At 64.0% G+C, this 25,159-nt stretch carries 9 protein-coding genes; all 9 read right to left on the bottom strand.

The annotated features are described in order from the left end of the window. Positions 1-167: 167 nt before the first annotated feature. The 9 genes from ACL02S_RS13785 to ACL02S_RS13745 all read right to left on the bottom strand — a co-directional run bounded on the left by ACL02S_RS13785 (position 168) and on the right by ACL02S_RS13745 (position 25,060). A complete protein-coding gene (locus ACL02S_RS13785) occupies positions 168-890 on the bottom strand; it encodes a M48 family metallopeptidase (protein ID WP_412802763.1) in 723 nt (240 codons plus the stop codon). Then, positions 877-3,966: a type I restriction endonuclease subunit R gene (locus ACL02S_RS13780; RefSeq protein ID WP_412802762.1), complete on the bottom strand. Its 3,090-nt coding sequence runs from the start codon at positions 3,964-3,966 to the stop codon at positions 877-879. Before ACL02S_RS13780 ends, ACL02S_RS13785 begins: the two co-directional genes overlap by 14 nt. Continuing rightward, complete coding sequence (locus ACL02S_RS13775; protein ID WP_412802761.1) at positions 3,963-5,207, bottom strand: restriction endonuclease subunit S; 1,245 nt, start codon at positions 5,205-5,207, stop codon at positions 3,963-3,965. The genes ACL02S_RS13780 and ACL02S_RS13775 overlap by 4 nt, the downstream gene beginning before the upstream one ends. Next, entirely contained in the window at positions 5,204-7,639 is a 2,436-nt protein-coding gene (locus tag ACL02S_RS13770; RefSeq protein WP_412802760.1) for a type I restriction-modification system subunit M, read from the bottom strand. The genes ACL02S_RS13775 and ACL02S_RS13770 overlap by 4 nt, the downstream gene beginning before the upstream one ends. A gap of 95 nt (positions 7,640-7,734) precedes the next feature. Further along, positions 7,735-8,697, bottom strand: coding sequence for a class 1b ribonucleoside-diphosphate reductase subunit beta (gene nrdF, locus ACL02S_RS13765; RefSeq protein ID WP_412802759.1), 963 nt, complete (start codon positions 8,695-8,697; stop codon positions 7,735-7,737). Between the two features lie 433 nt (positions 8,698-9,130). Continuing rightward, a complete protein-coding gene (locus tag ACL02S_RS13760; protein WP_412802758.1) occupies positions 9,131-9,949 on the bottom strand; it encodes an ABC transporter permease in 819 nt (272 codons plus the stop codon). Further along, complete coding sequence (locus ACL02S_RS13755) at positions 9,946-10,767, bottom strand: ABC-2 transporter permease (RefSeq protein ID WP_412802757.1); 822 nt, start codon at positions 10,765-10,767, stop codon at positions 9,946-9,948. Before ACL02S_RS13755 ends, ACL02S_RS13760 begins: the two co-directional genes overlap by 4 nt. Further along, positions 10,764-11,777: an ATP-binding cassette domain-containing protein gene (locus ACL02S_RS13750; RefSeq protein ID WP_412802756.1), complete on the bottom strand. Its 1,014-nt coding sequence runs from the start codon at positions 11,775-11,777 to the stop codon at positions 10,764-10,766. The genes ACL02S_RS13755 and ACL02S_RS13750 overlap by 4 nt, the downstream gene beginning before the upstream one ends. After that, positions 11,774-25,060 (bottom strand): non-ribosomal peptide synthetase, encoded by a 13,287-nt coding sequence (locus ACL02S_RS13745; RefSeq protein ID WP_412802755.1) that lies wholly within the window; start codon positions 25,058-25,060, stop codon positions 11,774-11,776. Before ACL02S_RS13745 ends, ACL02S_RS13750 begins: the two co-directional genes overlap by 4 nt. Positions 25,061-25,159: the final 99 nt, after the last annotated feature.

The following is a 25,159-nucleotide window of genomic DNA, read 5'->3' as shown; positions in this document are numbered from 1 at the left end:
CGGAGAGCGTGCCCCTGTGAAACAGGAACCCACCGAGAGCGTCCCGTGTGGACGCTGGGAGGAATCCTCGGTCCTTCAGTCCAAGGAGGACATCAACTGATTCGGATCCACCATGGTGTGTACCGGGTCGCCGGCGCAGCGGAATGGAAGCTTTTACCTGGCCGCTGTCACGCCCAGACCTCTTCGGCGAGCGGCGACTCGTTGAGGAGGTCCCGCCGACTACGCCAATCCGGTAGATATTTGTCCATCAGTCCCGTGAACCGTGCCCCGTGGTTACGTTCGAAGTAGTGCGTCAGCTCGTGGACGACGATGTATTCCAGGCAGGCGGGGTGTTTCTTGGCTAATTCGACGTTGAACCAGATGTTTCGGGTCTCACGATTGCAGGAGCCCCATTTGGTCTTCATTCGCCGCGTAGTCCACCTCGGCACTGTGACGTCGAGCGCCTGTTCCCATTTCACTATGAGTTCGGGGATCGCCTGGCGGAGTTGGTCGCGGTACCACTTGTCGAGGTACTCCCGCCGCTTCTCGGTGGGAGTACCAGCAGGTACGTACAGCACCAGCCGCGCGCCATCGATCTCGAAATGTGCTCGCCCCGGTCGTTCGACGACCTTGAGCCTGCGGCGGACACCCCAGACGTAGTGCGATTCGCCGGTCACCATCTCACGTTCGGACTGCCTCTCGGCAGAACGCAGTTTGGCGCGCTGTCGTGTGATCCATGACAGGCGTTGGATGACAGCCAGCCGTACTTGGTCGTCGTCGAGCCGGTTCGGTGCGGCCACGCGCACGCGGCCCATCGGCGGGTAGACACCGATATGGAGGTTCTTGATGTCTTTGTAGATGATGTCCACATCGATGCCACGGACGGTGAGGTAGCCGCTAGTGGTACTCATCGCGCGCTTTCACCAGTTCGAACAATTCATCGAGGCGGTCGTAACCGTCCGGAAGTATTCGGCTGAGCGCTTTCATGACGACCTTCTCCTTCATAGCGTTGCCCACCCAGTCATGCGGCTTGCTTATCAGGATCGCGGTATCCACCTGTATCGCTAGGGTCGGATCGGGCCAGCCGAAGTCGAACAGGGCGCGGCGTGCCCCGTTGTCCGCCCAGTCGGGATATACGGTGTCGGACTCTCCGGTACCGAGCTTCTTGGCGGTATCGAGCAACTTCGCCAGGTACTCCTGGTAGTCGATCGCTTGCTGACGACGCTCCTCGATGATGGCGTCGAGTAGTTCGCTCATCTTGTCGTAGTACTTCGGATTCATCGCCCGTTCGTCGATGATCACCGTGCGTATGTTGTTGGCGATCGTCTCGGCGACAGCCTTGGGATCTTTCTTGATTCCCTTGGGCAGCTTGTCGATAGCACCCGCACCCAGTCTGACGATCACATCGATCAGACCGGCGTCCTCGAAATTCGACACCACCTCGCTGTCGCCGGCCTGGATATAGGTGTCGAGCAGGTAGCGCATCCCGGCTTCGTGCTGTTTGAAGTCGACGTTCTCACCCGCACCGAGTTTCACTTCGGCACGTACGTCGATATAGCGGGCGATCTCCGCTTTGATCTCGGCGGCCTCGGCCTCGGTATAACCGGCCTCGGTCATCTCGTTCGCGAGGTTGCCGTAGGCACGCGCCACCGCGGACACGGCTTTGTAGAGCTCGACTCGCTTGGGCTCGTTCGCCTTCAGTTGCGCCGCATCGCCTTGGTCCTTCGCGCAGAAGTACTGCTGGTACTGCAATGTGCTCTTCGGCGGTGCGACCGGTTCGACGAGCGCGCGGATGCGTTCGAGGGCTTGGTCGAGGTTCTCGCGCGCCTTCTCGATGCGATCGCTCAGCAGTCCGTCGATATCGTCCTTCTCGTAGCCGTCCAGCGCACCTTTGGTGTAGTCGTGAACCACTTCTTCGAGTGAGTTGAACAGGTCTTGGTAGTCGACGATATAGCCGTAGTCCTTGTCCGCGCCGTCGAGCCGGTTGACCCGGCAGATCGCCTGGAACAGACCATGGTCGCTCATCTTCTTGTCGATGTAGAGGTAGGTGGCGCTCGGTGCGTCGAAACCGGTCAGGAGCTTGTCGACGACGATGAGCAGCCGCATCTGGCCGGGGTTCGCGATGAACTGCTCTTTGACCTCCTTCTCGAACTGTTGGACCTTGTGCATCGCCGTGTCCTCGGCCTCGCCGAAGTAGTCGGCGAGCATCCGCCGGTAGGTCTCGTACTGCCGCAGCTTCTCGGTTTTGCCCTCGCCGGAGTTCTCTTTCGCGATATCGCTCGCGTTCGGGATGTAGCTGGTGACGATGGCGCACTTGCCTTTGAAGCCCGCGTTGCAGAACAGTTCGTAGAACTTGCATGCCTGGTAGATCGACGAGCTCACGAGCATGGCATTGCCGCGCCGGTCCATCAGGCGCGGTTTGGTCTCCATATCGAGCAGGATGTCGTTGACGATCTGCTTGGCTCGCGGTTCGCTAGAGACGACTTTCTGCATTGTGCCCCAACGTTTTTTGAGCTCAGCCTTCGACAGATCGGTCATCCCCCTGGTCTTCGCCTCGAACCACGTGTCGATCTTGTGGGGAGAGGTGAGGTCCTGGTCGATATTGCGGGCCTCGTACCGTAGGTCCAGCACCACACCGTCATCGACGGCTTCGTCGAACTTGTAGGTGTGGATGAACGAGCCGAACTTCTCGATGCTGGTTTTCTTGTCCTGCTTGAGCAGTGGCGTGCCGGTGAAGCCGATGAACATCGCGTCGGGCAACAGTTCCTTCATGGCGTCGTGCATCGCGCCGGACTGGGTGCGGTGGGCCTCGTCGACGAAGACGAAGAAATTCCCCTTGGCCTTGAAGTCCTTCGGAATTCGAGCGTTCAACTCTTTGATGAAATCAGCTGTGGCCTCATCGTCTTTCTTATCGCTGCCACCGCGGAATTTGTGGATGAGCGAGCAGATCAGCCACTCCTGGCTCGTATTGAGCGTGCTGATCAGATCGGCGCCGCTCTTGGTGCGGTAGATCTGTTCATTGACCCCGTTGAACACACCCTCGATCTGCTCGTCGAGTTCGGTGCGGTCGGTGATCAGCAGCACCCGTGGATCGTCGTCCTGATGTTCTCGAATCCACTTCGCCAGCCACACCATCGTCAAACTCTTGCCCGAGCCCTGGGTGTGCCAGATGATCCCACCCTCGCGCTTGGCGATCCGCTCCTGCGCGGCTCTCACTCCGAAGTACTGATTGTGGCGCGGCCCCTTCTTCACCCCGGAGTCGAAGACGATGAAGTCGTGGATCAACTCCAGGAAGCGGCGCTTATCGCACATCTGTTGCAAGGCTCGATCGAGCGGGCCGATATCGGCTGTCGAAGACTCCTTCCACTCCAGCCAGTACCGCTCGGGCGTATCGATCATGCTGTAGCGCAGCCCCTCGACATCGTTCCCCGCGAACGTGAACTGCACCGTCGAGAAGAACGGACGGATGAACTGCTTGTCCTGATTGCTGATCGTCTGCCGAATTCCCTCGGACACCGCGACTTTGGACCGCTTCAACTCCAACGTTCCGAGCGCGAGGCCATTGACGTAGAACACGATATCGGGCCGTTTGGTGTGCTGTCCGAGTACCGTCACTTCCTCGGCGAGCGCGAAGTCATTGTCCTCCGGTCTCTCCCAGTCGATCAGCCACACCGTCTCATAGTTCTCCCCGATACCAGGCTTCACCTTCACGCCGTAGCGCAGCAGGCTGTAGACCTCTTTGTTCGCCTCGTACAGGTCGTGGCCCGCGCCGACCGCCGCCGCCTTGATGAGCTGGTCGAGTGCGCGATTGATCAGGTTCTTGTCGTAGTGGCGATCCCGCAGATTCTTGATCAGTAGCTGCTGCTCGATATTCGAGTTACCGTCGCGGGATGCCCAGTTGCCGAGATAGTCGTATTCGAGCCGGCTGTGGAACAGCTCGATGACGCGATCCTGTGTCTTGCGTTCGGTCTGGCCGACGTCGCTCATGCTGTCGCCTCCACGGGCAGTCGAGTACGGCCGGTGAGAAGCTGCTGCATCATGCCGGTCTTGATGTTGCGGGCTTTAGCATGCCGGATGCGGAGGGCTTCAATCTCACGGTCGGTGTCAAACAATACCTTGGCAATCGCCTTCTGCTCAGCAATCTCCGGGACTGACAACGAGACACTCGAGATGTATGAGCGGGTAGTTGCCAGTACCTTCGTTCCGGCCGCGAGTCGAAGCAACTGGTCACGGAACGCTGGAATGAACTGGAGGTATGCCTTGAATCCGTCGGCAAGGATCTCCTTGTCGAAGCGTGCAGCGATCGTGTGAAGCCCCGGAACAATTCCTGCGTCGGGGATATCAACGATTTCCACGGATTTGCCAACTCCTGCAGGGTCTTCCGAGGCATCCGCGAACACCAGGTCGCCCTGCTGGAGTAGGCCGGCGCCACGAGCGAGCTTCTTACTCACTCGTGGCATGTCCTCCGAAGCCGCGTTAAGCATTACAGACGAGCGTGTGTGAATGTCACCGTAGTGGAGGTATTTGAGCGGCGAGTTCCCGTCAAGTTGAGCACGTGAAAGCGCCACGGTCTTTATATAGCTCACATGGTCTCCAAGGGTGATATCCACCCACTCATGAGAGAAACCAGGCAGGCGCGTGCGGCCGGTCAGGAGCTGCTGCATCATGCCCTGCTTGATCGCCTGCTTCTTGGCGATGAGGCGTTCGAGGGTGGTGATCAGATCGTCAATATCCCACAAAGCCGCAGCGATGCGCTCCTGTTCCCTCCGATCGACGGGAATACGGACATGTAGACCTTTCACAATGTCCGTGTTCACATTCATCTGCGAGCCAGACTGACCTGACTCGCGTAGTCTGCCCTCGGATGATTTCAATAAATAGAGCAGGAACCGCTGATCCACCTTTAGGTTTTCCAAAGCGACGAAGCCGTCATGGATGCATGTCGGAATACCCGTTATCACGGGGATGCCCACCGTGGCAGCAATGCTCATGATAAGCGTGCCTGCCTCGAGGTATCGACTTCGAGCGATCCCATCAGACGATAACGCCTGCGTGGTCGTTTGTAGCGTGCGTCCATTCGACCGATTCACATCCGCGATCCGCACCCAGCGAACGTTACTGCTGGTGTCGAACCACCTCGACGATGCAATCGGTCGGGGAGAAGCACCGCGACAGACGGACGCCAATGAACCGACCGCTGTCTCTTTCCACTCGGTCGCAATCGTCATCGAGCCGTAACCCCCATATCGGCGAGGTGTGTCGCGACCTTGGTTTCGAGCTTGTCGAGCTCGGCACCAAGATCATCGACGGTTGCTGCGTAGCGTTCACCGAGCTGCTGAATGCGAGCTACAAGATGGAACGTCAATCCCTCCACCTCGTCAACAACCCGACGGACCACCGTCTTCTTCCACTTATCATCGAGCGCAAGCTCTTTGATGTCAGCCTCGCTCAGGTCGCCGTACTTCTCGAGCGTGGCAAGGTCAAGCGCTGCCTGCGCTTCCTTGGTCTTCTTCTTGGCCGCAGCTTCCGCGTCATACAGCTTGCCGGCGTATTGCAGCGCCTTGATCTCATCGGGATCGCCGCCAGACTTGATCATCTTCAGACGCGCGGCAACCAGCGCTTTGGAGATCTTGTCGTCGTCCATCGCCTCCGCGAGTAGTCCGTCCTCAACGGCGTGTTCCTCGATATAGTCCTCGACTGCTCGGCCCGCCTCCTCGGCAGTCGCGTTGAGTTCGTCGACCTCGGCCTGCTCGGAAGCGAAGTAGCGCGCCACGATCAGCGTCGGCGGAATGAGATCCATCTTGTACTTCTGCGCACTCCGTCCGCCACCGATGACGAGATCCGGTGTCTCGGAGAGTTTGCGGTCCTTGTCTTCGATCGTCAGCCGTGGCTTGGCGGCATCGACCCATCCGTCGTTCATGATCAGGTACACGTCGTCGTGCATGATGTCGTGCCAGTAGGTCATGAGCTGTTCGTAGACGTCGTACTCGTCGAGCAGCGCCACCGACTCGAATCGGTCGAGCAGGTCGTCGCCGATAGTGGCGATCACGTCGTTCGGCTTGGTATCGGCGTCGATACGCGCGAGTGTATCCCGATGTGCCGCGAACCAATCCGTCGTGATGACGCGGGCTTCGTCGGCGAATTTCTGGAACTCCGGCGAGTCCAGTATCGCCTGCTGCACCGTGCTGACCTCGATGGTCAGGTCGCTGTAGCCGGGCCGGTTCGGCGTGAACAGCTGTCCGCGCAGTTGCGGGAATGCCTGCCAGTAGTCGTCGAGCGCGTCGAGATCGCGGTCCGGGATGCCGCCGTGTAGATGGGCATCGAGGTCCTGTAGGTCCTCGGGTTCGGAGGTGTCGATATAGCGCGGGATGTTGAGGTTGTAGTCGTTCTTCGGATCGGCGATCTCGCTCTTGGGCACCATGCGCGAGTACCGTTCGATCTCACGTTGATTGTTGAAGGTGTCGACGATCTTGTGGATGTCCTGGCTGCGCAGACGGTTTTTGTTGCCGTCCTTCATGAAGCCTTTGGATGCGTCGATCATGAAGACGCCGGTGCGTCCGACGGCGTTCTCTTTATCGAGGATGACGATGCAGGCCGGAATGCTGGTGCCGTAGAACAGGTTCGGCGGCAGACCGATGACGCCTTTGATGAAGCCGTGCTGGAGCAACTTCTTGCGGATGCCTGCTTCGGTGTTACCGCGGAACAGCACACCGTGCGGCAGGATGATCGCGGCCTTGCCTTTGCTCTTGAGCGATGTCAAGGCGTGCAGCAGGAAGGCGTAGTCGCCGTTCTTCTCCGGCGGGGTGCCGTATGTGAAACGGCCGTAGTCGTTTTCGAGGCCGTTATTCCACGATTTCAGCGAGAACGGTGGATTCATGACCACGAAGTCGAATGTCTCCAGCTGTCCGCTCCGGACACGCTGTGGGCTGGTGATCGTATCGCCCTTGTCGATCTCGGCGATCTCATTGCCGTGCAGGATCATGTTCATCTTCGACAATGCCCAGGTGGCGTTGTCTTTTTCTTGGCCGTAGATGGACATGCCGCGCGGGGCCTCTGCGGCTGCCTTGAGCAGCAGCGAGCCTGAACCGCAGGCAGGATCGTAGACGGTTTGGTCTTGTCGGGTCTTCGATCCGATGCCGACGACTTTGGCTACCACGCGCGAGACCTCGGCCGGGGTGTAGAACTGGCCCTTGCTCTTGCCGGATTCGGTGGCGAAGTGGCGCATCAGGTACTCGTAGGCGTCGCCGAGCAGATCATCGCCCTCGGCGCGGGATCCACGGAAGTCGAGGTCGTTGAAGATCGTGACCAGCTTCGACAGCCGATCCACCATCTCCTTGCCTTTACCGAGCTTCTCCTCGTCGTTGAAGTCCGCGAGGTCGATGACGTTGCGGAGGCCGTTGGCATCGGCGAGCCTGCCGATGATCTTGTTGAACCTGTCGCCGATCTCTTTGTCGTTCTTCGCGGCCGACATATCCTCGAACGAGCCGCCATGAGGGACGTCGATGAGGCTGTGCGGGTCGGTCTTGGCCTTATCGGACACGTACTTCACGAACAGCAGCGTCAGGATGTAGTCCTTGTACTGGCTGGCATCCATGCCGCCGCGAAGCTGGTCGCAACTTGCCCATAGCGATGCGTAGAGGTCCGACTTCTTGAGTGCCAACGTTGGTCTTCCTGTTATGTCTGTGGGCAGCTGTGCTGCCCATCTCGACTCGCCGTCTGGTCGGACTCAGCATGCCAGAGGCCACCGACTTCGGGTCAGAACTCCCAGTCCTCGTCCTCGGTGTTCACCGCCTTGCCGATGACGTAGCTGGAGCCGGAACCGGAGAAGAAATCGTGGTTCTCGTCGGCATTGGGGGACAGTGCCGAGAGGATCGCCGGGTTCACTTCGGTTTCGTCCTTGGGGAACAGGCCTTCATAGCCGAGGTTCATCAGCGCTTTGTTGGCGTTGTAGCGCAGGAACTTCTTGACGTCTTCGGTGAGGCCGACCTCGTCGTAGAGGTCCTGGGTGTAGTCGACCTCGTTGTCGTAGAGCTCGAACAGCAGCTCGAAGGTGTAGTTCTTGAGCTCCTCGCGTTCGGCGGCGGAGACCAGCTCCAGGCCCTTCTGGTACTTGTAGCCGATGTAGTAGCCGTGGACGGCTTCGTCGCGGATGATCAGCCGGATCATATCGGCGGTGTTGGTGAGTTTGGCCCGCGACGACCAGTGCATCGGCAGGTAGAAACCGGAGTAGAACAGGAAGCTCTCCAGCAGGGTCGAGGCGACCTTGCGCTTGAGCGGGTCCTCGCCGTTGTAGTACTCCAGCACGATTTCGGCCTTGCGCTGGAGATTGCGGTTCTCCTCCGACCAGCGGAACGCTTCGTCGATCTCGCGGGTGGAGCACAGCGTGGAGAAGATCGAACTGTAGCTCTTGGCGTGTACCGACTCCATGAACGCGATATTGGTCAGTACCGCCTCTTCGTGCGGGGTCAGCGCGTCCGGGATCAGGCTCACCGCGCCGACCGTGCCCTGGATGGTGTCCAGCAGGGTGAGGCCGGTGAAGACCCGCATGGTCAGCTGCTTCTCATCGGCGGTCAGGGTGTTCCACGACGGGATGTCGTTGGAGACCGGGACTTTCTCCGGCAGCCAGAAGTTGCCGGTCAGCCTGTCCCAGACCTCGGCGTCCTTCTCATCGGGCACCCGATTCCAGTTGATGGCCGACACCCGATCGATCACTCTCATCCTGCCTCTACGCCTTTCTCGAGCCCGCTGTGGTTACCGAATATCTCGCTCAGAACACTACTCCTTGGGGATGACATGTCCATGGAGCACAACACCTTGTGTCGCTGGGGACGTATGTCCGTAAAGCGCAGAGTGCCGGAGTGTGCCGCGCGGCTCCCTATTGTGCGGCACGTCCACGCCTGCGACCACATCGGTCTCGATGTCCGCGGCAGGTGTGCTGAAAATTTGCTATAAGTCCAGCTATGCGTTACGGCAATGCACCGGCGATGCCGGGCGCAGGCACGGACACCCGGTATCGCCTGCCGCGAAACCGTTGCCGGACCTACCGGTCGACCGATTCTCCGGCGCACTGCGGCTTCGGCAGTGCGGGAATTCACGCTGCGCGGTTGCCGATATGGCGGTGTTCTTCCCGGCGTATGCCCTCGCTGCGGCCTCATCGCCTGCTGGCCCGGCGGTAGCCGACCGTCGCGGGGATGGCGAAGAGAACGATCGCACCGAGCGACCAGGTGAGGGTGAGGGTGAGCGGGCGGGCCAGTGGTCCGTCGAAGGAGAGGGCGCGCATGGCGTCGACCGCCACTGACATCGGCTGATTGCGGACTACCGGCTGGATCCACTGCGGGAAGGCGCGCAATGGCACGAATCCGGTGCTGAAGAACATCATCAAGGAGGTCAGGATGGTGATCCCCTCGACCAAGGTCGTTTTTGCCGTGTAGACGGCGGCGGTTGTGACGATGGTGGCGAAGGCCAAGCCGAAGAGCACTGGAACGAGCAGGAATATCACCGCCGCCGCTGGGCCCTGGTGGAAGCGGAAGCCGAGCAGCGCGCCGACCAGGACAACCGCGAGGGTGCTTACGACGATGCGGCAGCCTTCGGCCAGGACACGGGAAGCGAGGCCGGAGGCGCGGTGTACCGGCAGCACCCAGAAGCGGGCGAGCAGACCCGCGTCGCGCTCGCGACCGAGTAGAACGCCACCGGCTACCGCGCCGGACAGTGCGCCGACCAAGGCGACCATCGGCACCGAGCTGTACAGCGCGCTTTCGCCGGTGAATCTCTCGATCTGTCCGCCGATCACGGTGTTCAGCATGAATAACAGCAGACAGGGGATGACCAGCGTCTCGAACAGCGTGACCGGATTGCGCGCCCAGCGCACCAGCAGCCGCTTTGTCTGGAGCAGGGTGTGCCGTACCAGCGCTGATAGCGATACTTCTGGGCTGGTACGGAGATCATCCTGGTATTCGGTTGGCAGTATCATCGCGCCCTCCGCGAACTCAGCCGGACCGACAGCGGAACGCAGACCACCAAGATGGCGAGTATCCAGGCCAGCGGTGGACCCAGCAGTGACCAGTTCACCTGGCCGGCACCGGACTGGGTGTCGCCTGCGAATGCCCGCAAAGCGATCGCCCACTGCGAGACCGGCTGATTGCGTACGAACGGCTGTACCCAGTGCGGGAACTGATCCGCCGGTGCGATTCCGGTCGACAGCATGCCGAAGATCAGCGGTGGCAGCACCAGCGCCTGCGCGGTCGACTCCGGGCTGCGTGAGGCTGTTCCGATCACATCGCCGCCCAGGATCAGTGCGAGCCCGATCAATACCGACAACAGCAGAAAGCCGAGGGTGTGCGCAATATCAAGATAGAAGCGGAACCCGATGATATGGCCGCAGATCAGTGCGGTGAGCAGTGCGACGGCCAACCGGAAGGCACTACCGGACAGGCGGGCCGTCACCGGGACCAGTGGCGGGATCGGCATCGCCTCGAAGCGTCGGTTGAGTCCGGCGACCGAATCGGTGGCAGCGCGGAACGCCGCCGAGACGGCGGTGAACGCGGCGGCCTGCAGAATGACCAGCGGCATCATGAACTGGGCGTAGCTGCTGAATCCGGTGCCGATGACGGTCATGATCGTTTTCAACGGGAGATAGAAGCTGGCGGTGAACGCCGCGGGTGCCAGCACCGAGGTGAGTACCTCACCGGTCCGCAGTGACGGCACGACCAGCCGGGTGGTCAGCACCCACCACTGCTGTGGCCGCAGCGGTGCCGCCCGGGTCGGGCTGAGCCATATGGTGGCTGTCACGATACGACCTCCGGTTCCACGTGATCGGCGGCCGCCTTGCGGTTCTCGGTATCGGGCACGGTCGCCAGATGTCCGGTCAGCTGGAGGAAGACATCATCGAGTGAGGGTCTGCGCAGGGCGATGTCCACCAGTTCGATGCCTGCGCTGTCGAGTCTGCGCAGTGCTTCGGCGAGGGTTTTCGCGCCGTCCGGCGCCGGAACGGCGATCCGATCGGAATCGGCGGTGAGCGAGGTCCTGCTCTCCTCCGGCAGCAGCGATCCCAGTGCGGCGGCGATGGCGGGCAGGTCCTTCAGGTCCAGCGGTACCACCTCGCAATAACTGCCTCCGGTGCGTGATTTCAGTTCGTCGGCTGTCCCCTTGGCGATCACCACACCGTGGTCGATGACGATGATCCGGTCGCTGAGCGCGTCAGCCTCCTCCAGGTACTGGGTGGTCAGCAGGGTGGTGATGCCCGCTTTCTTGAAGGCGGATACCAGATCCCACACGCCCTGTCTGCTGCGTGGATCCAGTCCGGTGGTCGGTTCGTCAAGGAACACCACATCGGGCCGGACGACGAGCCCGCAGGCGATGTCGATACGTCTGCGCATACCACCGGAATAGGTGCCGACCCTGCGCCCTGCTGCGTGTGCCAGATCGAACTCTTCGAGCAGTTCGTCCGCGCGGATGCGGGCGGCGTGCTTGCGTAGGCCCATCAGTCTGCCGAACATGACGAGGTTCTCGTAGCCGCTGAGCATGTCATCGAGCGCGGCGTACTGTCCGGTCAGCATGATGCTGCGGCGCACCTGCGCCGGATCGGTGACCACGTCGTGTCCGGCGACCAGTGCCCGGCCGCGATCCGGCCGGATCAGTGTCGACAGGATGTTCACCGTGGTGGTTTTGCCCGCACCGTTCGGCCCGAGGATGCCGAGTACCTCACCGGGCTCGGCCGTGAAATCGATCCCGCGCAATGCCGTGACGGCGCCGAAGGATTTCTCGATTCCCTCGACGACGACTCCCTGACCTACGGTCATCGTCGACCTCCATGGTTGGTGCCGTTCAGATGGGTATCGAGCAGCCGCGCGATGATCGGCAGTGCGTGCGGTGCGGTCATCTCGTCGTGGCTGACCTCGATATCGTGGTTGACGATCGCGCCGGTCACATACGGCCGCCATCCGTCGGGACCGAAGATCTCGGAGGTGGCTGCGGTAGCTGAGGTAGCAGCGGTGGCGCTGAAGTACACGATGTCGCCGTCGAATACCGGGCGGCGATATCCGGTTCTGGTTCGCGCGGCGGCGTTGTACGACCCGGCCATTCGCTCCAGGGTGCCCGCGTCGACGAGCGAGATACCGCCGAGCCGTTCCCGGATCAGCTCCGCTGCCTGCTGGGCGGTCGCGGTGGCAGGCAGGTCGGGGATGCCGAAGATCGAGCCGAACGTGTGGACGAACGAGCCCGCGGTGAGCCGTTCGATGCTGTCGCCATCGATATCGGCCGTATCGGCGTCGAGCAGCGCGACGGTGCCGACCGCGGCGCCTTCGGCCTTCAGTTTCGTAGCTATCGCGTGGGCGATGAGCCCGCCGAAAGACCAGCCGAGCAAGTGATAGGGCCCATTGGGTTGGAGGGTGCGGATTTCCCGGAGGTACCGGTCGGCGAACTCCTCGATCGAGCGGGGCGGTGCTTCGTGGCCACCGAGGTCAGGTGCTTGCAGACCGTAGATCGGTCTGCCTGGTGCCAGCGCATCGGCCAAGCCGAGGTAGGTCCAGGAAATTCCGGACGACGGATGGATACAGAAGAGCGCGGGTGCGCTGCCGCCGCGCCGGATCGGCAGGACCACGTCCACGCCGAGCCCGCCTGCCGTCGGGGTGGTCGTCGCCGGGATGGTCGAGGCTTCTTCTTCGGCAGCGGTGCGTGCCGCGGCGGTATGAGCGTAGCGGGCCGCGGCCCGGAGGGTGTCGAGCCATAACTCGGTCAGTTCGGTGATCTCGTCGTCGGTGAGCAGGGACGAGGGATAGCCGAAACCGATGCGCAGCCGATCGGCGAGCACGACGGCGTGCACATCGAGGGTTGCTTGGAGCGGGACGTCGGGGTGTTCGGCGATGTGCAGATCACCGAGATCGGTAGTGGGTAACCAACCCATACCTTCGAGGCCGGCCGGGATATCGCTGGTGGAGTATCTGCCGAGGTAATTGAAGCTGATCTGTCCTGGCAGGCGGCGGGGCAGCTGCTCGGCGGTATCGGGATTGAGATAGCGCAGCAGGCTGTACCCGATGCCCTTATCGGGTACGGCGAGCAGCTGGTGTTTCACCGCCCTGATCGCGGTGCCGAGCGCGGGGCCACCGGAGATCGCGTCGTGGATATCGACTTCGGCCACATGCAGCCGCACGGGGTAGATGCTGGTGAACCAGCCGATGGTGCGCGAAAGGTCGGCGCCGGGCACCACTTCGGCTTGGCGGCCGTGGCCTTCCAGCCGCAGCAGTACCGAAGGCTCGATATCGCGCCAGCGCACCAGGGCCAGAGCCAGAGTGGCAAGGAGGGTGTCGTTGACGCTGCCGTGGAACAGGCCGGGCAGGGTGGTCAGCAGTGTGGTGGTGATATCGGCCGAGACATCGCGTTCCATCATGCGGAGCGTGCCGGTCCGGTCGATCGCTGGATCGAGTTCCCTGCCGCCGATCAACGGATCGGGTCCGGTGAGTACATCGTGCCAGTACGCCAGTTCGGCGCTGCGGCGGTCGGATCGGGCCTCGTCGACAAGGGCGTGGGCCCAGCGCCGCATCGAGGTGCCGGTGTCGGCGAGTACCGGGGTTGCTCCTGTCGAGACCTGGGCCCAGGCAGCGATCAGGTCGGGTATCAGGATGCGCCAGGAGACGCTGTCGATCACCAGGTGGTGTGCGATGACGATCAGTCGTCCCTGAGTGGTGCGTACCCCTGCGTCGTGCACGGGATCCAACCAGAGGAACTGCAGGACGGTGCCGTTGGCCGGATCCAGCCGGTCGGCCGCGGCATCCAGTTCGGTCCTGGCGAATTCGGGTAGTTCGATCGGGTCGAGGGTATCGAATTCGACGCGGTGCACGAGCGAGTCGACCGCGATCGAGCCGGGCGGGCCGATGAGCAGGTGCTGGCCGGTATCGACATCGTCGATCAGCCGCGCGCGGAGCATATCGTGCCGATCGATGACCGCGGTGAGGACCGCGACGAGCTGGGTGCGATCGATCCCGACCGGTAGATCCAGCGCCGCGGACTGGGTGAAACGCGTGTAGTCGCCGCCGCGTTCGAGCATGTAGTGCACGATCGGTGGCAGCGGGAGTTCGCCGACACCGCCGCCGGGCAGTTCGTTCAGCGTCACCGCGGTACCCGCGATATCGATCGCCGCGGCCAGCGCCGTCACCGTGCGGTGCTCGAATATCTGCAGCGGAGTACAGGTGATGCCGTGCTGTTTGGCACGGGATACGAGCTGAATGGCCAGGATGCTGTCGCCGCCGAGCGCGAAGAACGAATCATCGGCCCCCACCCGGTCGACGGCGAGCAGTTCGCCGATGATCGTGGCCAGTTGTTGTTCGGTCGAGGTGGACGGGGGGCGGTATTCGGTGCGGTCGGCGGTGAATCGTGGGGCGGGCAATGCCGCCCGGTCGAGCTTGCCGACTGCGTTGAGCGGGAGCTCGTCCAAAACCACGTACGCCGCGGGCACCATGTATCCGGGCAGTATGCTCGCGGCGAACGAACGGACCGCCGCCACATCCAGCTCGGTCTCACGGCTGCGGACGAGGTAGGCGGCCAGCGCGGTCGCTCCGGTTACGCCGGGCAGGCCGAGGGTCACCGCGAAGTCGACGCCTTCGGCGCGCTCCAGCACCGCGTCGATCTCGCCGAGCTCGACGCGCCGGCCGCGTACCTTGACCTGGAAATCCGTGCGGCCGAGATACTCCAGTTCCAGGCCGGTACTGCCGCGGATCCAGCGCACCAGGTCGCCGGTGCGGTACATGCGGTCTCCTGCGGCACCGAACGGATCGGCTGGGAAGCGGGCGGCGGTCAGGCCAGGTCGGGCGTGATAGCCACGGGCCAGCGCTGGGCCGCTCAGGTACAGCTCGCCCGCGACACCGACCGGGACCGGGTGCAGCCGGTCGTCGAGGACCAGTACGGCCGCGCCTGCTATCGGTGTGCCGATGCAGATCGGGGCGTCGGGTGCCAAGGGAGCCGAACCCGTGGCCCAGATGGTGAATTCGGTCGGGCCGTACAGATTAACCATCCGGCGTCCGCGGGCCCAGCGGTGCACCAGTTCGGCGCCGAGGGCCTCACCGGCCACCGCGAGCACCCGCACACTGGTCACCTCGGCGGGGTCGAGGGTGGACAGCGCGGAGGGAGTGATGACCATATGCGTGACCTGTTCGGCGTCGATCAGCTCGGCGAGTGCACTGCCGCCGAAGGTTTCCGGTGGCACGACCACCGCCGCGGCGCCGGAGCCGAAGGCCATGATCGCTTCGAATACCGAGGCGTCGAAACTCGGCGAGGCCAATTGCAATACCCGGGAGCATTCGGTCAGATCGAGTGACATGCGCTGCGCGGAAACGAGATCAGCGATTCCGCGATGGGAGACCGTTACCCCTTTCGGGGTCCCGGTCGAGCCGGAGGTGTAGATCATCCATACCGGATTGTCCGGTCGGATGGGGCCGGGCAGGTCATGTTCGGTCACCGGCCGGCTGCTCGCGGCGTCCCACCGTTCGACCATGGCGGGCTCATCGAGTACCAGCCAGGCTGTGCTGCCGGGCAGTTTCGTCCGGAACACGGTACGGGTCAGGCCGAGTCGTGCCCCGGAATCGGTGAGCAGGTGGTCGATGCGATCGATCGGATGTGTCGGATCGACCGGCAGGAACGCCGCACCGACCTTCGCTACCGCCCATATCCCGGTCAGCAGTTCCGCCGAGCGCGCAAGGCCGAGCGCCACAACGGTTTCCGGACCGGCGCCGGATTCGAGCAGGATCCGGGCCAGCTGGTTGGCTCGTGCGTCGAGCTCCTGGTAGGTGGTGGTGCGCTCGCCAACGATGAGCGCGGGCCGATCCGGATACCGTCGCACGGTTTCGGCCAGCAGGTGGGGCAATGTCGTCACCTGCGCCGCCGCGGGACCGCGTACCGGCACCAACGCCGCCCGCTCGGCGTTGTCGAGGATATCGATATCCGCGATGCGCGTATCGGGCCGCGCGAGCACCGTCGCGAGCACGCGCTGCCACCGGACCGCGAATGACGCCGCTGTCGCTTCGTCGAACAGATCCGTCGCGTAGGTCAGTACGGCATCGATACCTGCAGGCCCGTTGGTGCTCGAGTGTTCGCGCAGTTCCAGGGAGAGATCGAACTGGGCGGCGGTGCGCTCGAAATCCTGCACTTCGAAACGCAGACCGGGCAACTCGAGTACCGGCTCGATGAAATTCTGCAGCGATAGTGATACCTGGAACAGCGGGTGATACGCGGTAGAACGGGTGGGGTCGAGCACCTGGACCAGCCGTTCGAACGGCACATCGGCGTTGGCGAAGGCATCGAGATCCGTGGACCGGACGGTATCGAGGAAAGCGGTGAAGTCTTGTGCCGGATCGACCGGGGTACGCAGCGTCAGGGTGTTGACGAACATGCCGACGAGCTGGTCGAGGGCTTCCTCACCGCGGCCTGCGATCGGGGTGCCGATCAGGACATCACCGGTGCCGCCGAGCCGGGCGAGCAGCACCGTGAGTGCGGCGTGCGCGACCATGAACAGGCTGACGTGATGTGTGGCAGCGAATTCCACCAGTGCGAGGTGGGTCTCGGTATCGACGGTGAAGTGGATATCGGCGCTGTGCATGGTCTGCACTGCGGGACGGGGACGGTCGGCGGGCAGCTCCAGTACCTCGGGCGCACCGGCCAGTGTCTCGCGCCAGAACCGGATCTGTGCTGCCGAGGTCGATTCCGGATCGTCCTCGGCGCCGAGCACATCGCGATGCCAGAGCGCGAAATCGGCGTATTGCACCGGTAGCGGAGCGCGCTGGGCTGTCGCGCCGCTCGACCGTCGCGCATACGCGGCGGCCAGGTCGGCGGCCAGCGGCGCCATCGACGCGCCGTCGGCACTGATGTGGTGCACGACCAGTACCACAACGTGCACCGGCGGCGCGGTACCCGCTCCTGTTCCTTGGATCGCGGTCCGGCTCGGCGAGACCGGCTCGGCGGGATGGGATGCTTCGGCCGCATCGTTGATCCGGAACAGACCTACCCGCAGGGGTGCTTGCGTGGCGAGATCGAATCCGGCCTCGGCCAGTTCGGTGATCCGCGCCCGCAGCGGCGCACCGTCCTCGGTGCCGACGACCGGGACGGCGGGAACCACTACATCGGTGCCGACCACCACCTGGCGGGGGCCTTCCGCGTCTGTGGGATAGAGAGTGCGTAGGCTCTCGTGCCGCTCGATCACGTCGGTGAGCGCGGCCCGCAAGGCCGTGACGTGCAAGGCGCCGGTGAGTCGCAGCGCCACGGTGATGTGGTAGGCGGATGAGGCCGGATCCATCTGGTTGAGCACCCACATCCGGTGCTGCGCGGGAGACAGTGGTATGCGATCCGGGCGAATCCGTGGGGCGAGGACGAAGCGTCCCTTGTGTGTGTCGGTAGCGGGAACCACTCGGGCGGACAGCTGGGCCACGGTCGGCGCGTCGAACAGATCACGCAGTGCTACGCGCGCACCGAGCGCCGCGTTCACCCGTGCCACGACTTTGGTCGCGCTCAGCGAGTTGCCGCCGAGTTCGAAGAACGACTGGTCGGCGCTGATGCGTTCCTGGCCGAGTACCTCGCCGAAAATTACGGCTACCGCCTCTTCGACGGGTGTGCGCGGTGCCAGGTAGGGATGATGCGTTTGGGTGAAGTCCGGCACAGGAAGCGCTTTGCGGTCCAATTTGCCGACCGGAGTGAGTGGAATCGAGTCGAGTGCGACGAGGTACCCGGGCACCATGTACCCGGGTAGCTCGGCGGCCACCCGTGTGCGCAACCGCTCGATATCCAGCCGCACCCCTTCGGCGGGCAGGACATAGGACACCAGCACAGTGGTCCCGGCGGGCCCGGTGCGGCCGATGGTCACCGCGTACTCGACTTCGCCGTCGCCGGAGAGCACTGCATCGATTTCGCCGAGTTCGATGCGTACACCGTGGATTTTGACCTGGAAGTCGCTGCGGCCGAGGTACTCCAGTTCGTAGCCGTTCGCGTGTCCGTTCACCCAGCGCACCATGTCTCCGGTGCGGTACATACGCCCACCGGGGGCGCCGAAGGGGTTGGCGACGAACCGGCCCGCCGTCATCGCGAACCGGTTGAAGTAGCCGCGTGCGAGTGCGGGACCTGATAAGTACAGTTCACCGGGTACGCCTACCGGTACAGGACGTAGCCAGGCGTCCAGCACCACGGTGGCCGCGCCACGGATCGGTCCGCCGATCGTGATCGGTTCGCCGGGGACGAGTTCACCCGGCCCGGTCGCCCAGATGCTGAATTCGGTGGGACCGTAAAGGTTCACCATGCGCCTGCCGGGCGACCAGCGCTCGATCAGCTCCTTGGTCGCCGCCTCGCCCGCGACCGCGAGCACCCGCAGCTGCTCCATACCGGTGGGTTCCATGGTGGCCAGCGCGGAAGGGGTGATCACCGCATGGGTGATGCGCTGTGTGCGCAGTAGATGTTCGAGTTCCGCGCCGCCGTAGACATCCGGCGGTGACACCACCAGTCTGCCGCCTACGCCGTGCGCGGTCAGCAGTTCGAATACCGAGGCGTCGAAGCTGGGTGAGGCCACTTGCATGGCACGGGCAGTGTGGTCGAGTTCGAGAGTTTCCCGTTGTGCGGCAACGAGATCAGCGATGCCGCGATGGCTGAGCAGCACGGCTTTCGGTGCGCCGGTGGAGCCGGAGGTGTAGATCAGATAGGCCGTCTGGTCGAGGTCGATGGGCCCGCCCCGCTCGGCGTCGGTGATCGGTGCGTCCGAGACGGTCATCACCCGGCGAATGGTGTTGAGGTCGTCGAGCAGTAGCCAGTCGATCGTGCCGGGCAGGGTCTCGCCGGTCGCGGTGACCGTGACACCGATCGGCGCTCTGGAGTCGCTGAGCATATGTTCGATGCGCTCCACCGGATGATTCGGGTCAAGGGGAGCGAACGCCGCTCCGGTTTTGGCCAGCGCCCAGACCGCGACCACCGATTCCAGCGATCGGGTGAGGGCGAGTACGACGAATATCTCTCGTCCGAGTCCCCGGCGCAGCAGTACCCGGGCGAAGCGATTGGACCATGCGTCGAGTTCACCGTAGGACATGGTGAGCTCACCCGAAGTGACCGCGATCGCATCGGGGTCCACCTGTGCGGCCGCGGTGAGCAGCTCGGGCAGTGTGGCAGGCGGCGCCGAGGGGGCGCCGCGCACCGCGCACAGCACGGCGCGTTCGGCGTCGTCACAGTACTGCAGCTGCGCGACCAGCGTGTGCGGGTTGCCTGCGAGCTGGGTGAGTAGCCGGACGAAGCGATCGAGCAGCGGTCGTGCCGCCGCGGCCGGGAGCAGATCGGTCAGATACTTCAGCGTGATCCGCAGGGTGTCGTGACCGTCGTCGCCGCGCAGCGGAATCACCATGAGGTTCAACGGATAGGGTGTCGCGTCCGTACCCGCTACATCGAGCACCCGCATGCCCGCGATGTCCAGTGCCTGCGATAGTGCTTCACGGTCGATCGGATAGGACTCGAATACGGTGAGGGTATCGAACAATTCGGGAAGGCCGACCGCTTGGTGGATGGCGGCCAGGCCGATGTGCTGATGGTCGAGCAGCCGGGTCTGTTCGGATTGGAGGCGGGCGAGCAGGTCGATTACTTTTTCCGCCGGATCCAGTCGCACCCGTACCGGCAGGGTGTTGATGAACAGGCCGATCATTTCCTCGACCCCGGCCAGTTCCGGTGGTCTGCCCGAGACGGTGCCGCCGAACACCACATCGGTACGACCGGTGCGTACCGCGAGCAGCATCGCCCACGCGGCTTGCACCAGGGTGTTCACCGTAGCGCCTGCTTCCAGCGCCGTCGTTTCCATTCGGGCCACCGTGGCGCGGGGAAGGTCGGTGGAGATCATGCCGGTATCGGTCGATTCGACCCCGGCGAGGGTTGGCACCGCGCGAGTCGGGGTGTCCACACCGGCCAGCGCGCTGGTCCACGCGGCGAGCGATGCGGTGTGGTCGCTGTGCTGCAGCCAGGACAGGAATTCGCGATAGGAGTGCGGGGGTGGCAGCGCGGTGGCATCACCGTCGGTGACGTAGCAGGTGAGCAGTTCCCGCACGAGTAGTGGCGTAGACCAGCCGTCCAGCACCAGGTGATGGTTGGTCAGGACGAAACGGTACGTATCGGGGGTGATCCGGATGAGCAGGCAGCGCAGCAGCGGGGGGCGACTGAGCTGGAACCGGGTACGCGCGTCGACGGCGATCAGCCGATCGACCTCGCGGGCGCGCTCGTCGGTGTCGTCGGTGGGACCGACGTGGTCGGTGAGATCGACCTCGTGCCATTCGATATCGGCATCGGCCAGTACGAGCTGGCGTGGGCCGTCCTCGGTCTCGGTAAAGGCGACGCGCAGGTTCTCGTGTCGGGTCACCAGAGCCTGCGCGGCGCGCCGCAGCCGAGCCGAGTCGACCGTGCCTGCCAAGGTGAGCAACGACTGCACGGTGTAGCCATCGGCGGTGTCCGCGTCGTAGCGTGCGTGGAAGAACAAACCGTATTGCAGCGGTGCGAGCGGCCATACGTCGATCAGGTTCTGGTAGCCCTGTTCCCAGACGTCGATCTGCTCCTGAGTGACGGTGACCAGATCGAAGTCAGAGGGAGTATGACCACCCGCACCGGCGGATTCGGTGTGCTCGGCGAGAGCGCCGATGGCTTGTTCCCAGAGTGTCGCGAGTTCGCCGATATCCGCCGCGCTGAGCACGCGGGAGGCATAGGCCCAGGTCACTTCCAGACCCGCGGCGGTGCGGATCGCGTTGATATCGATGACCGCGGTCAATGGCGCGTGCTGGTCCTGAGTAGCGGCGAACCGGCGCGGCAGCCACGGCTGCGCCTCGCCTCCGGTAGTCGCGGAGCCGAGGTAGTTGAAGCTGAGCTGCGGGCTCGGTGTCTGTGCGAGCGTTGCCGCGGTATCGGGGACCAGATAGCGCAGCATGCCGAACCCGATGCCGTTGTCCGGTAGTGCCCGGAGTTGCTCCTTGGTGGCCTTGAGCGCGGCGCCCGCCGCGGCGCCACCCGCGAACGCGTCGGTCAGATCGATGCCGGTCAGATCGACTGCGACGGGGTAGACGCTGGTGAACCAGCCCACCGTGCGCGCGATATCGGCGCCGGGCAGGATGGTTTCGGCCCGGCCGTGGCCTTCCAGGGCGCACAGTATCGAGGTGCGCCCGCGCCACCGGGCTACCGCGAGCGCGAGCCCGGTGAGCAACACCGCGTCGGCGCCGCAGTGGAAACGGTCCGGCGTGGTGGCGAGTACGGTCTGCGCGATTCGTGGTGGGAGGACGGTCCGCAGCTGGGCCATGGTCGCGGTGACGTCGAGCGTGGGGTCCAGTGGCGTGGAGCCGAGTGGGGGATCGGGTAGGGCGAGTGTGCGTTGCCACAGCGGCAGTTCCGCGATCCGGGTGGCGGCGTGTTCGTGCTGCCCGTACGACCAGCGCCGGAACGAGGTGCCTACCGGTGCGAGCGTGCCGCCCTGTGCGGCGATGGCCAGGTCTGGAAGCAGAATCCGCCAGGAGACGCCATCGGTGACGAGGTGGTGCAGCACCAGCCACAGCAGTGGCGGTGCGTCTGTCCTTTCGATCCATACCATCCGCGCGACCGCGCCGGAGCTCGGATCGAGCTGATCGGCGGCGCGCTGTAATTCGCGTTCGCACACTTGGTCGATATCCGCTGCCGCGGTGACGATCGTCAACAGATCCGCGGCAGGCACCGAACCGGGTTCGCCGACCACCCAGCTCCAGCCATCGCCGACCCGGTGCAGTGTGGAGCGCAGCAGATCGTGCCGGTCGAGCAGCGCCTGGAGCGCGGCGATCAGCTGGGCGTGCTCGATTCCCGCAGGCAGTTCGATCAGTACGGCCTGAGCGAACCGCCGCCAGGTCCGGCCCTGCTCGAGCATCTCTAGCACGATCGGCGTGAGTTCCACCTCACCGACCCCGCCGCCGGGGAATTCGGGCACTATCCCTGTCGGTACCTCGGTGGCGATCGCGGCGAGTGCCGCCACGGTCTTGCGTTCGAAGACATCCCGCGCACTGAATCCGATGCCCGCGGCCTTCGCCCGGGACACAAGCTGAATCGAGATGATGCTGTCGCCGCCGAGCGCGAAGAAGCTCTCGTCGACTCCCACCGAAGCCAGGCCGAGTACCTCGGCGAACAGTGCGGCGAGTGCCTGCTCTCGCGGTGTGGCAGGCGGTCTGCCGGTGCTGGTGCGCGTGCCGAACTCCGGTGCTGGCAGTGCCTTGCGGTCCACTTTGCCCAGCGGCGTCAGCGGGAGGCTGTCGAGCACCATGATCACTGTGGGGACCAGATAGGCCGGGAGAGACGCCTCGGCGGCGGCCTGTAGTGCCTCGGGGTGGATCTCCGCTGTCGGTCTAGGAAGCACATAGGAGACCAAGGCTGTTGTGCCGGAACCGGTGTCGATGCCAAGGGTGAGGGCGAAGTCGACGTCGGGATGTTGTTGCAATACGGCGTCGATCTCGCCGAGTTCGATGCGGAAGCCGCGCACCTTGATCTGGAAGTCGCTGCGGCCCTGGTATTCCAGGTCGAACCGGCCGTCGCGCTCGATCCAGCGGACCAGATCGCCGGTGCGGTACATGCGCTCGCCCTGCGCATAGGGGTTGGCGACGAACCGGTCGGCGGTGAATCCGGTGCGCCGGTGGTAACCGCGTGCCAGGCTGGGACCGGCGAGATAGAGCTCACCGGTGACACCAGGCGGTAGTGGCCGCAGCCAGGGGTCGAGGACCACGGCCGACACCTCCAGGGTGAGACCACCGATGGTGATCGGTGCCTCTCGGGTCAGCGGGGCGCTCAGGGTGACGGTGACAGTGGTCTCGGTGGGCCCGTAGCCGTTCAGCAGAGTGCGCTCGGACCACTTCGTGACCAGCTCGGGCGGGCAGGCGTCACCGCCGACGATCACGGTACGCAGCGCGGGCAGGGTCGCCGGATCGAGTGATCCCGCGACAGCAGGGGTGACATTGAGGTGCGTCACCCCGTGGGTCCGTAGCACCTGTGCCAGTTCCTCGCCCGCGTAGGCCGATGGTGGCACGACGACCAGGGTCGCCCCGGCGGTGAAAGCGACAAGTATTTCTTCGATAGAGATATCGAAACTCGGCGATACAGCATGGGCGACAATCGAATTCGAGTCTATTCCGAATCCGGAGCCGGAACTCGCGGCCAGGTTGGCCAGCCCGCGATGTGGGACGAGTACGCCCTTGGGGAGGCCGGTGGAGCCGGAGGTATAGATGAGGTACGCGGCATGATCGGGATGCGGGGTGGCGATCCGCTCGGCATCATCGAGCGCGGCGGGATCCTGCTCGGCCACCGCGGTCTCGGTGGCCTCGTCATCGAGGAACAACCAGGTCACCCGGTCCGGCAACGAGGTGCGCACGGCCGCGACGGTGATCCCCGAGACGACCTCGCTGTCGCGCACCAAGTACTCGATCCGGTCGGCCGGATAGGTCGGATCGATCGGTACGAAAGCCGCGCCGGTCTTGGCCACCGCGATCATCGCGAGCACCGATTGGATCGAGCGTGGAATCGAGATCGCCACGGTGCGCTCGGGCCCGGCGCCGGTGGCGATCAGCAGCCGAGCGAGGCGATTGGTGTAGTCGTCCACCTCGCGGTAGGTCAGCTCGGTCGACCCTGCCACGAGGGCCCGCGCGTGCGGAGTGCGTGCGGGCCCAGCGGCGAGCAGAGCGGGCAATGTTCGCGGTGTGCCACCGGCGGCCCCGCTGGCGGGGGCGTAGCAGGCGCGTTCGGCCTCCGAGAGCACCGAGAGGGTGGCCAGTGGCGCGTCCGGTCCCGCGGCGAGGAATCGGTGCAGGAAGGACAAGAACCTGTGGTGGTGCGCGGCCAGTTCGGTATCGGTGTAGAGGTTGCCATTGCCTTGGAAGTCGATATGCGTGCTTTCGCCACCGACACCTGGATACAGATTGACGAACAGGTCGTCGATCAATCCTGAGGTCAGTACGTGCAGCCTGCCGGTGACCGGACCGAGCTGGATTCTGGTGTCGGCCATGATCAGGTTCACCGAGGGACCGAACGAGCCCGCTTCGTCCATCGGCAGGCCGAGATCGCGGAAGATATCCTCTTGCCGGTAGCGCTGCCTGCGCAGTGCCCCGGTCAGCTCACGCTGGGCAGCGCGGATGACCGCGCCGACCGTCATATCCGGTTCCATCAGCAGCCGGAGCGGGACCACATTGGCGACCATGCCTCCCGAGCGCCGCAACGCGGCGGTGGTGCGCGCCGAAACCGGAAGGCTCAACACGATTTCCGGTGCCCCGGTCATCGCGCAGAGATATCCGCCGAAGGCGGCGACCACCGTCGGCGCGACACCGGAACTCACCTGTTCGGCGATGGTGTCGAGCAGCCGGGCGGTGTCTTCTGACAAGGCCCCCGTTGCCCTTCTCGGATGTCCGCTCACTCCCGCGATCCGGCCTGCCAGGCTCACCGGGTCGGCCATACCGTCCAGATGCGCGAGCCAGTACTGCCGGTCGGTGCTGAACCGGGTCGAGCTGCGGTAGGCCATATCCGCTTCGACGATCGCGCGTAGCTCCGCAGTGTTCGCCTGCGTGGGTGCACGCCCGGCCATGGCGGCGTTGTAGAGCTCGCCCGTGCGTTGCATCATGGTCAGCGCGCCCATGCCGTCGAGCACGATGTGGTGGATCCGCGAATACCAGAACCACCGTTCGGTATCGATGCGCACCATGACGCTGCGGACCAGCCGGTCGCGGGTCAGGTCGATCGGGGTCTCGTATTCCCTGCGCATCCACGCGTGCGCGGCCGCCTCCGGATCGGGTTCGGCACGTACGTCGATGGTCTGCAGGCTGTCGTCGAGCGTTGGGTCGACGATTTGGAACGGGTGGCCGTCCACCTCGATCAGGCGCAGATACCCGGTACCGAATTCGCGTCCGGCCTGCCGCGCCGATCGCGCGAGCAGTTCGAGATCGATCGGTCCGTTCAATTCGACGTACTGGGCAATGGATATCGGAGTGGTGCCTGCGATGTGCTGGGCGAACCAGATACCTCGTTGTGCCGCCGACAGGGAGAAGGCTCCCTCGGGGAGCACGGTTGGTGTCTCGGTGACCGAAAGAGAAGGCTGTTGCATGACGTGTCCTACGTTGTGACCGCGCCGGAATACCGGAGGAGAATGATCGTCCGTAGCTACCGCGGTGTAGTACCTGCCGCCGCACAGCAAGCGACAAGT

This window comes from Nocardia spongicola (assembly GCF_047200775.1).
Classification (GTDB): Bacteria; Actinomycetota; Actinomycetes; order Mycobacteriales; family Mycobacteriaceae; genus Nocardia.
This window is presented reverse-complemented; position numbering and strand designations above follow the sequence as displayed.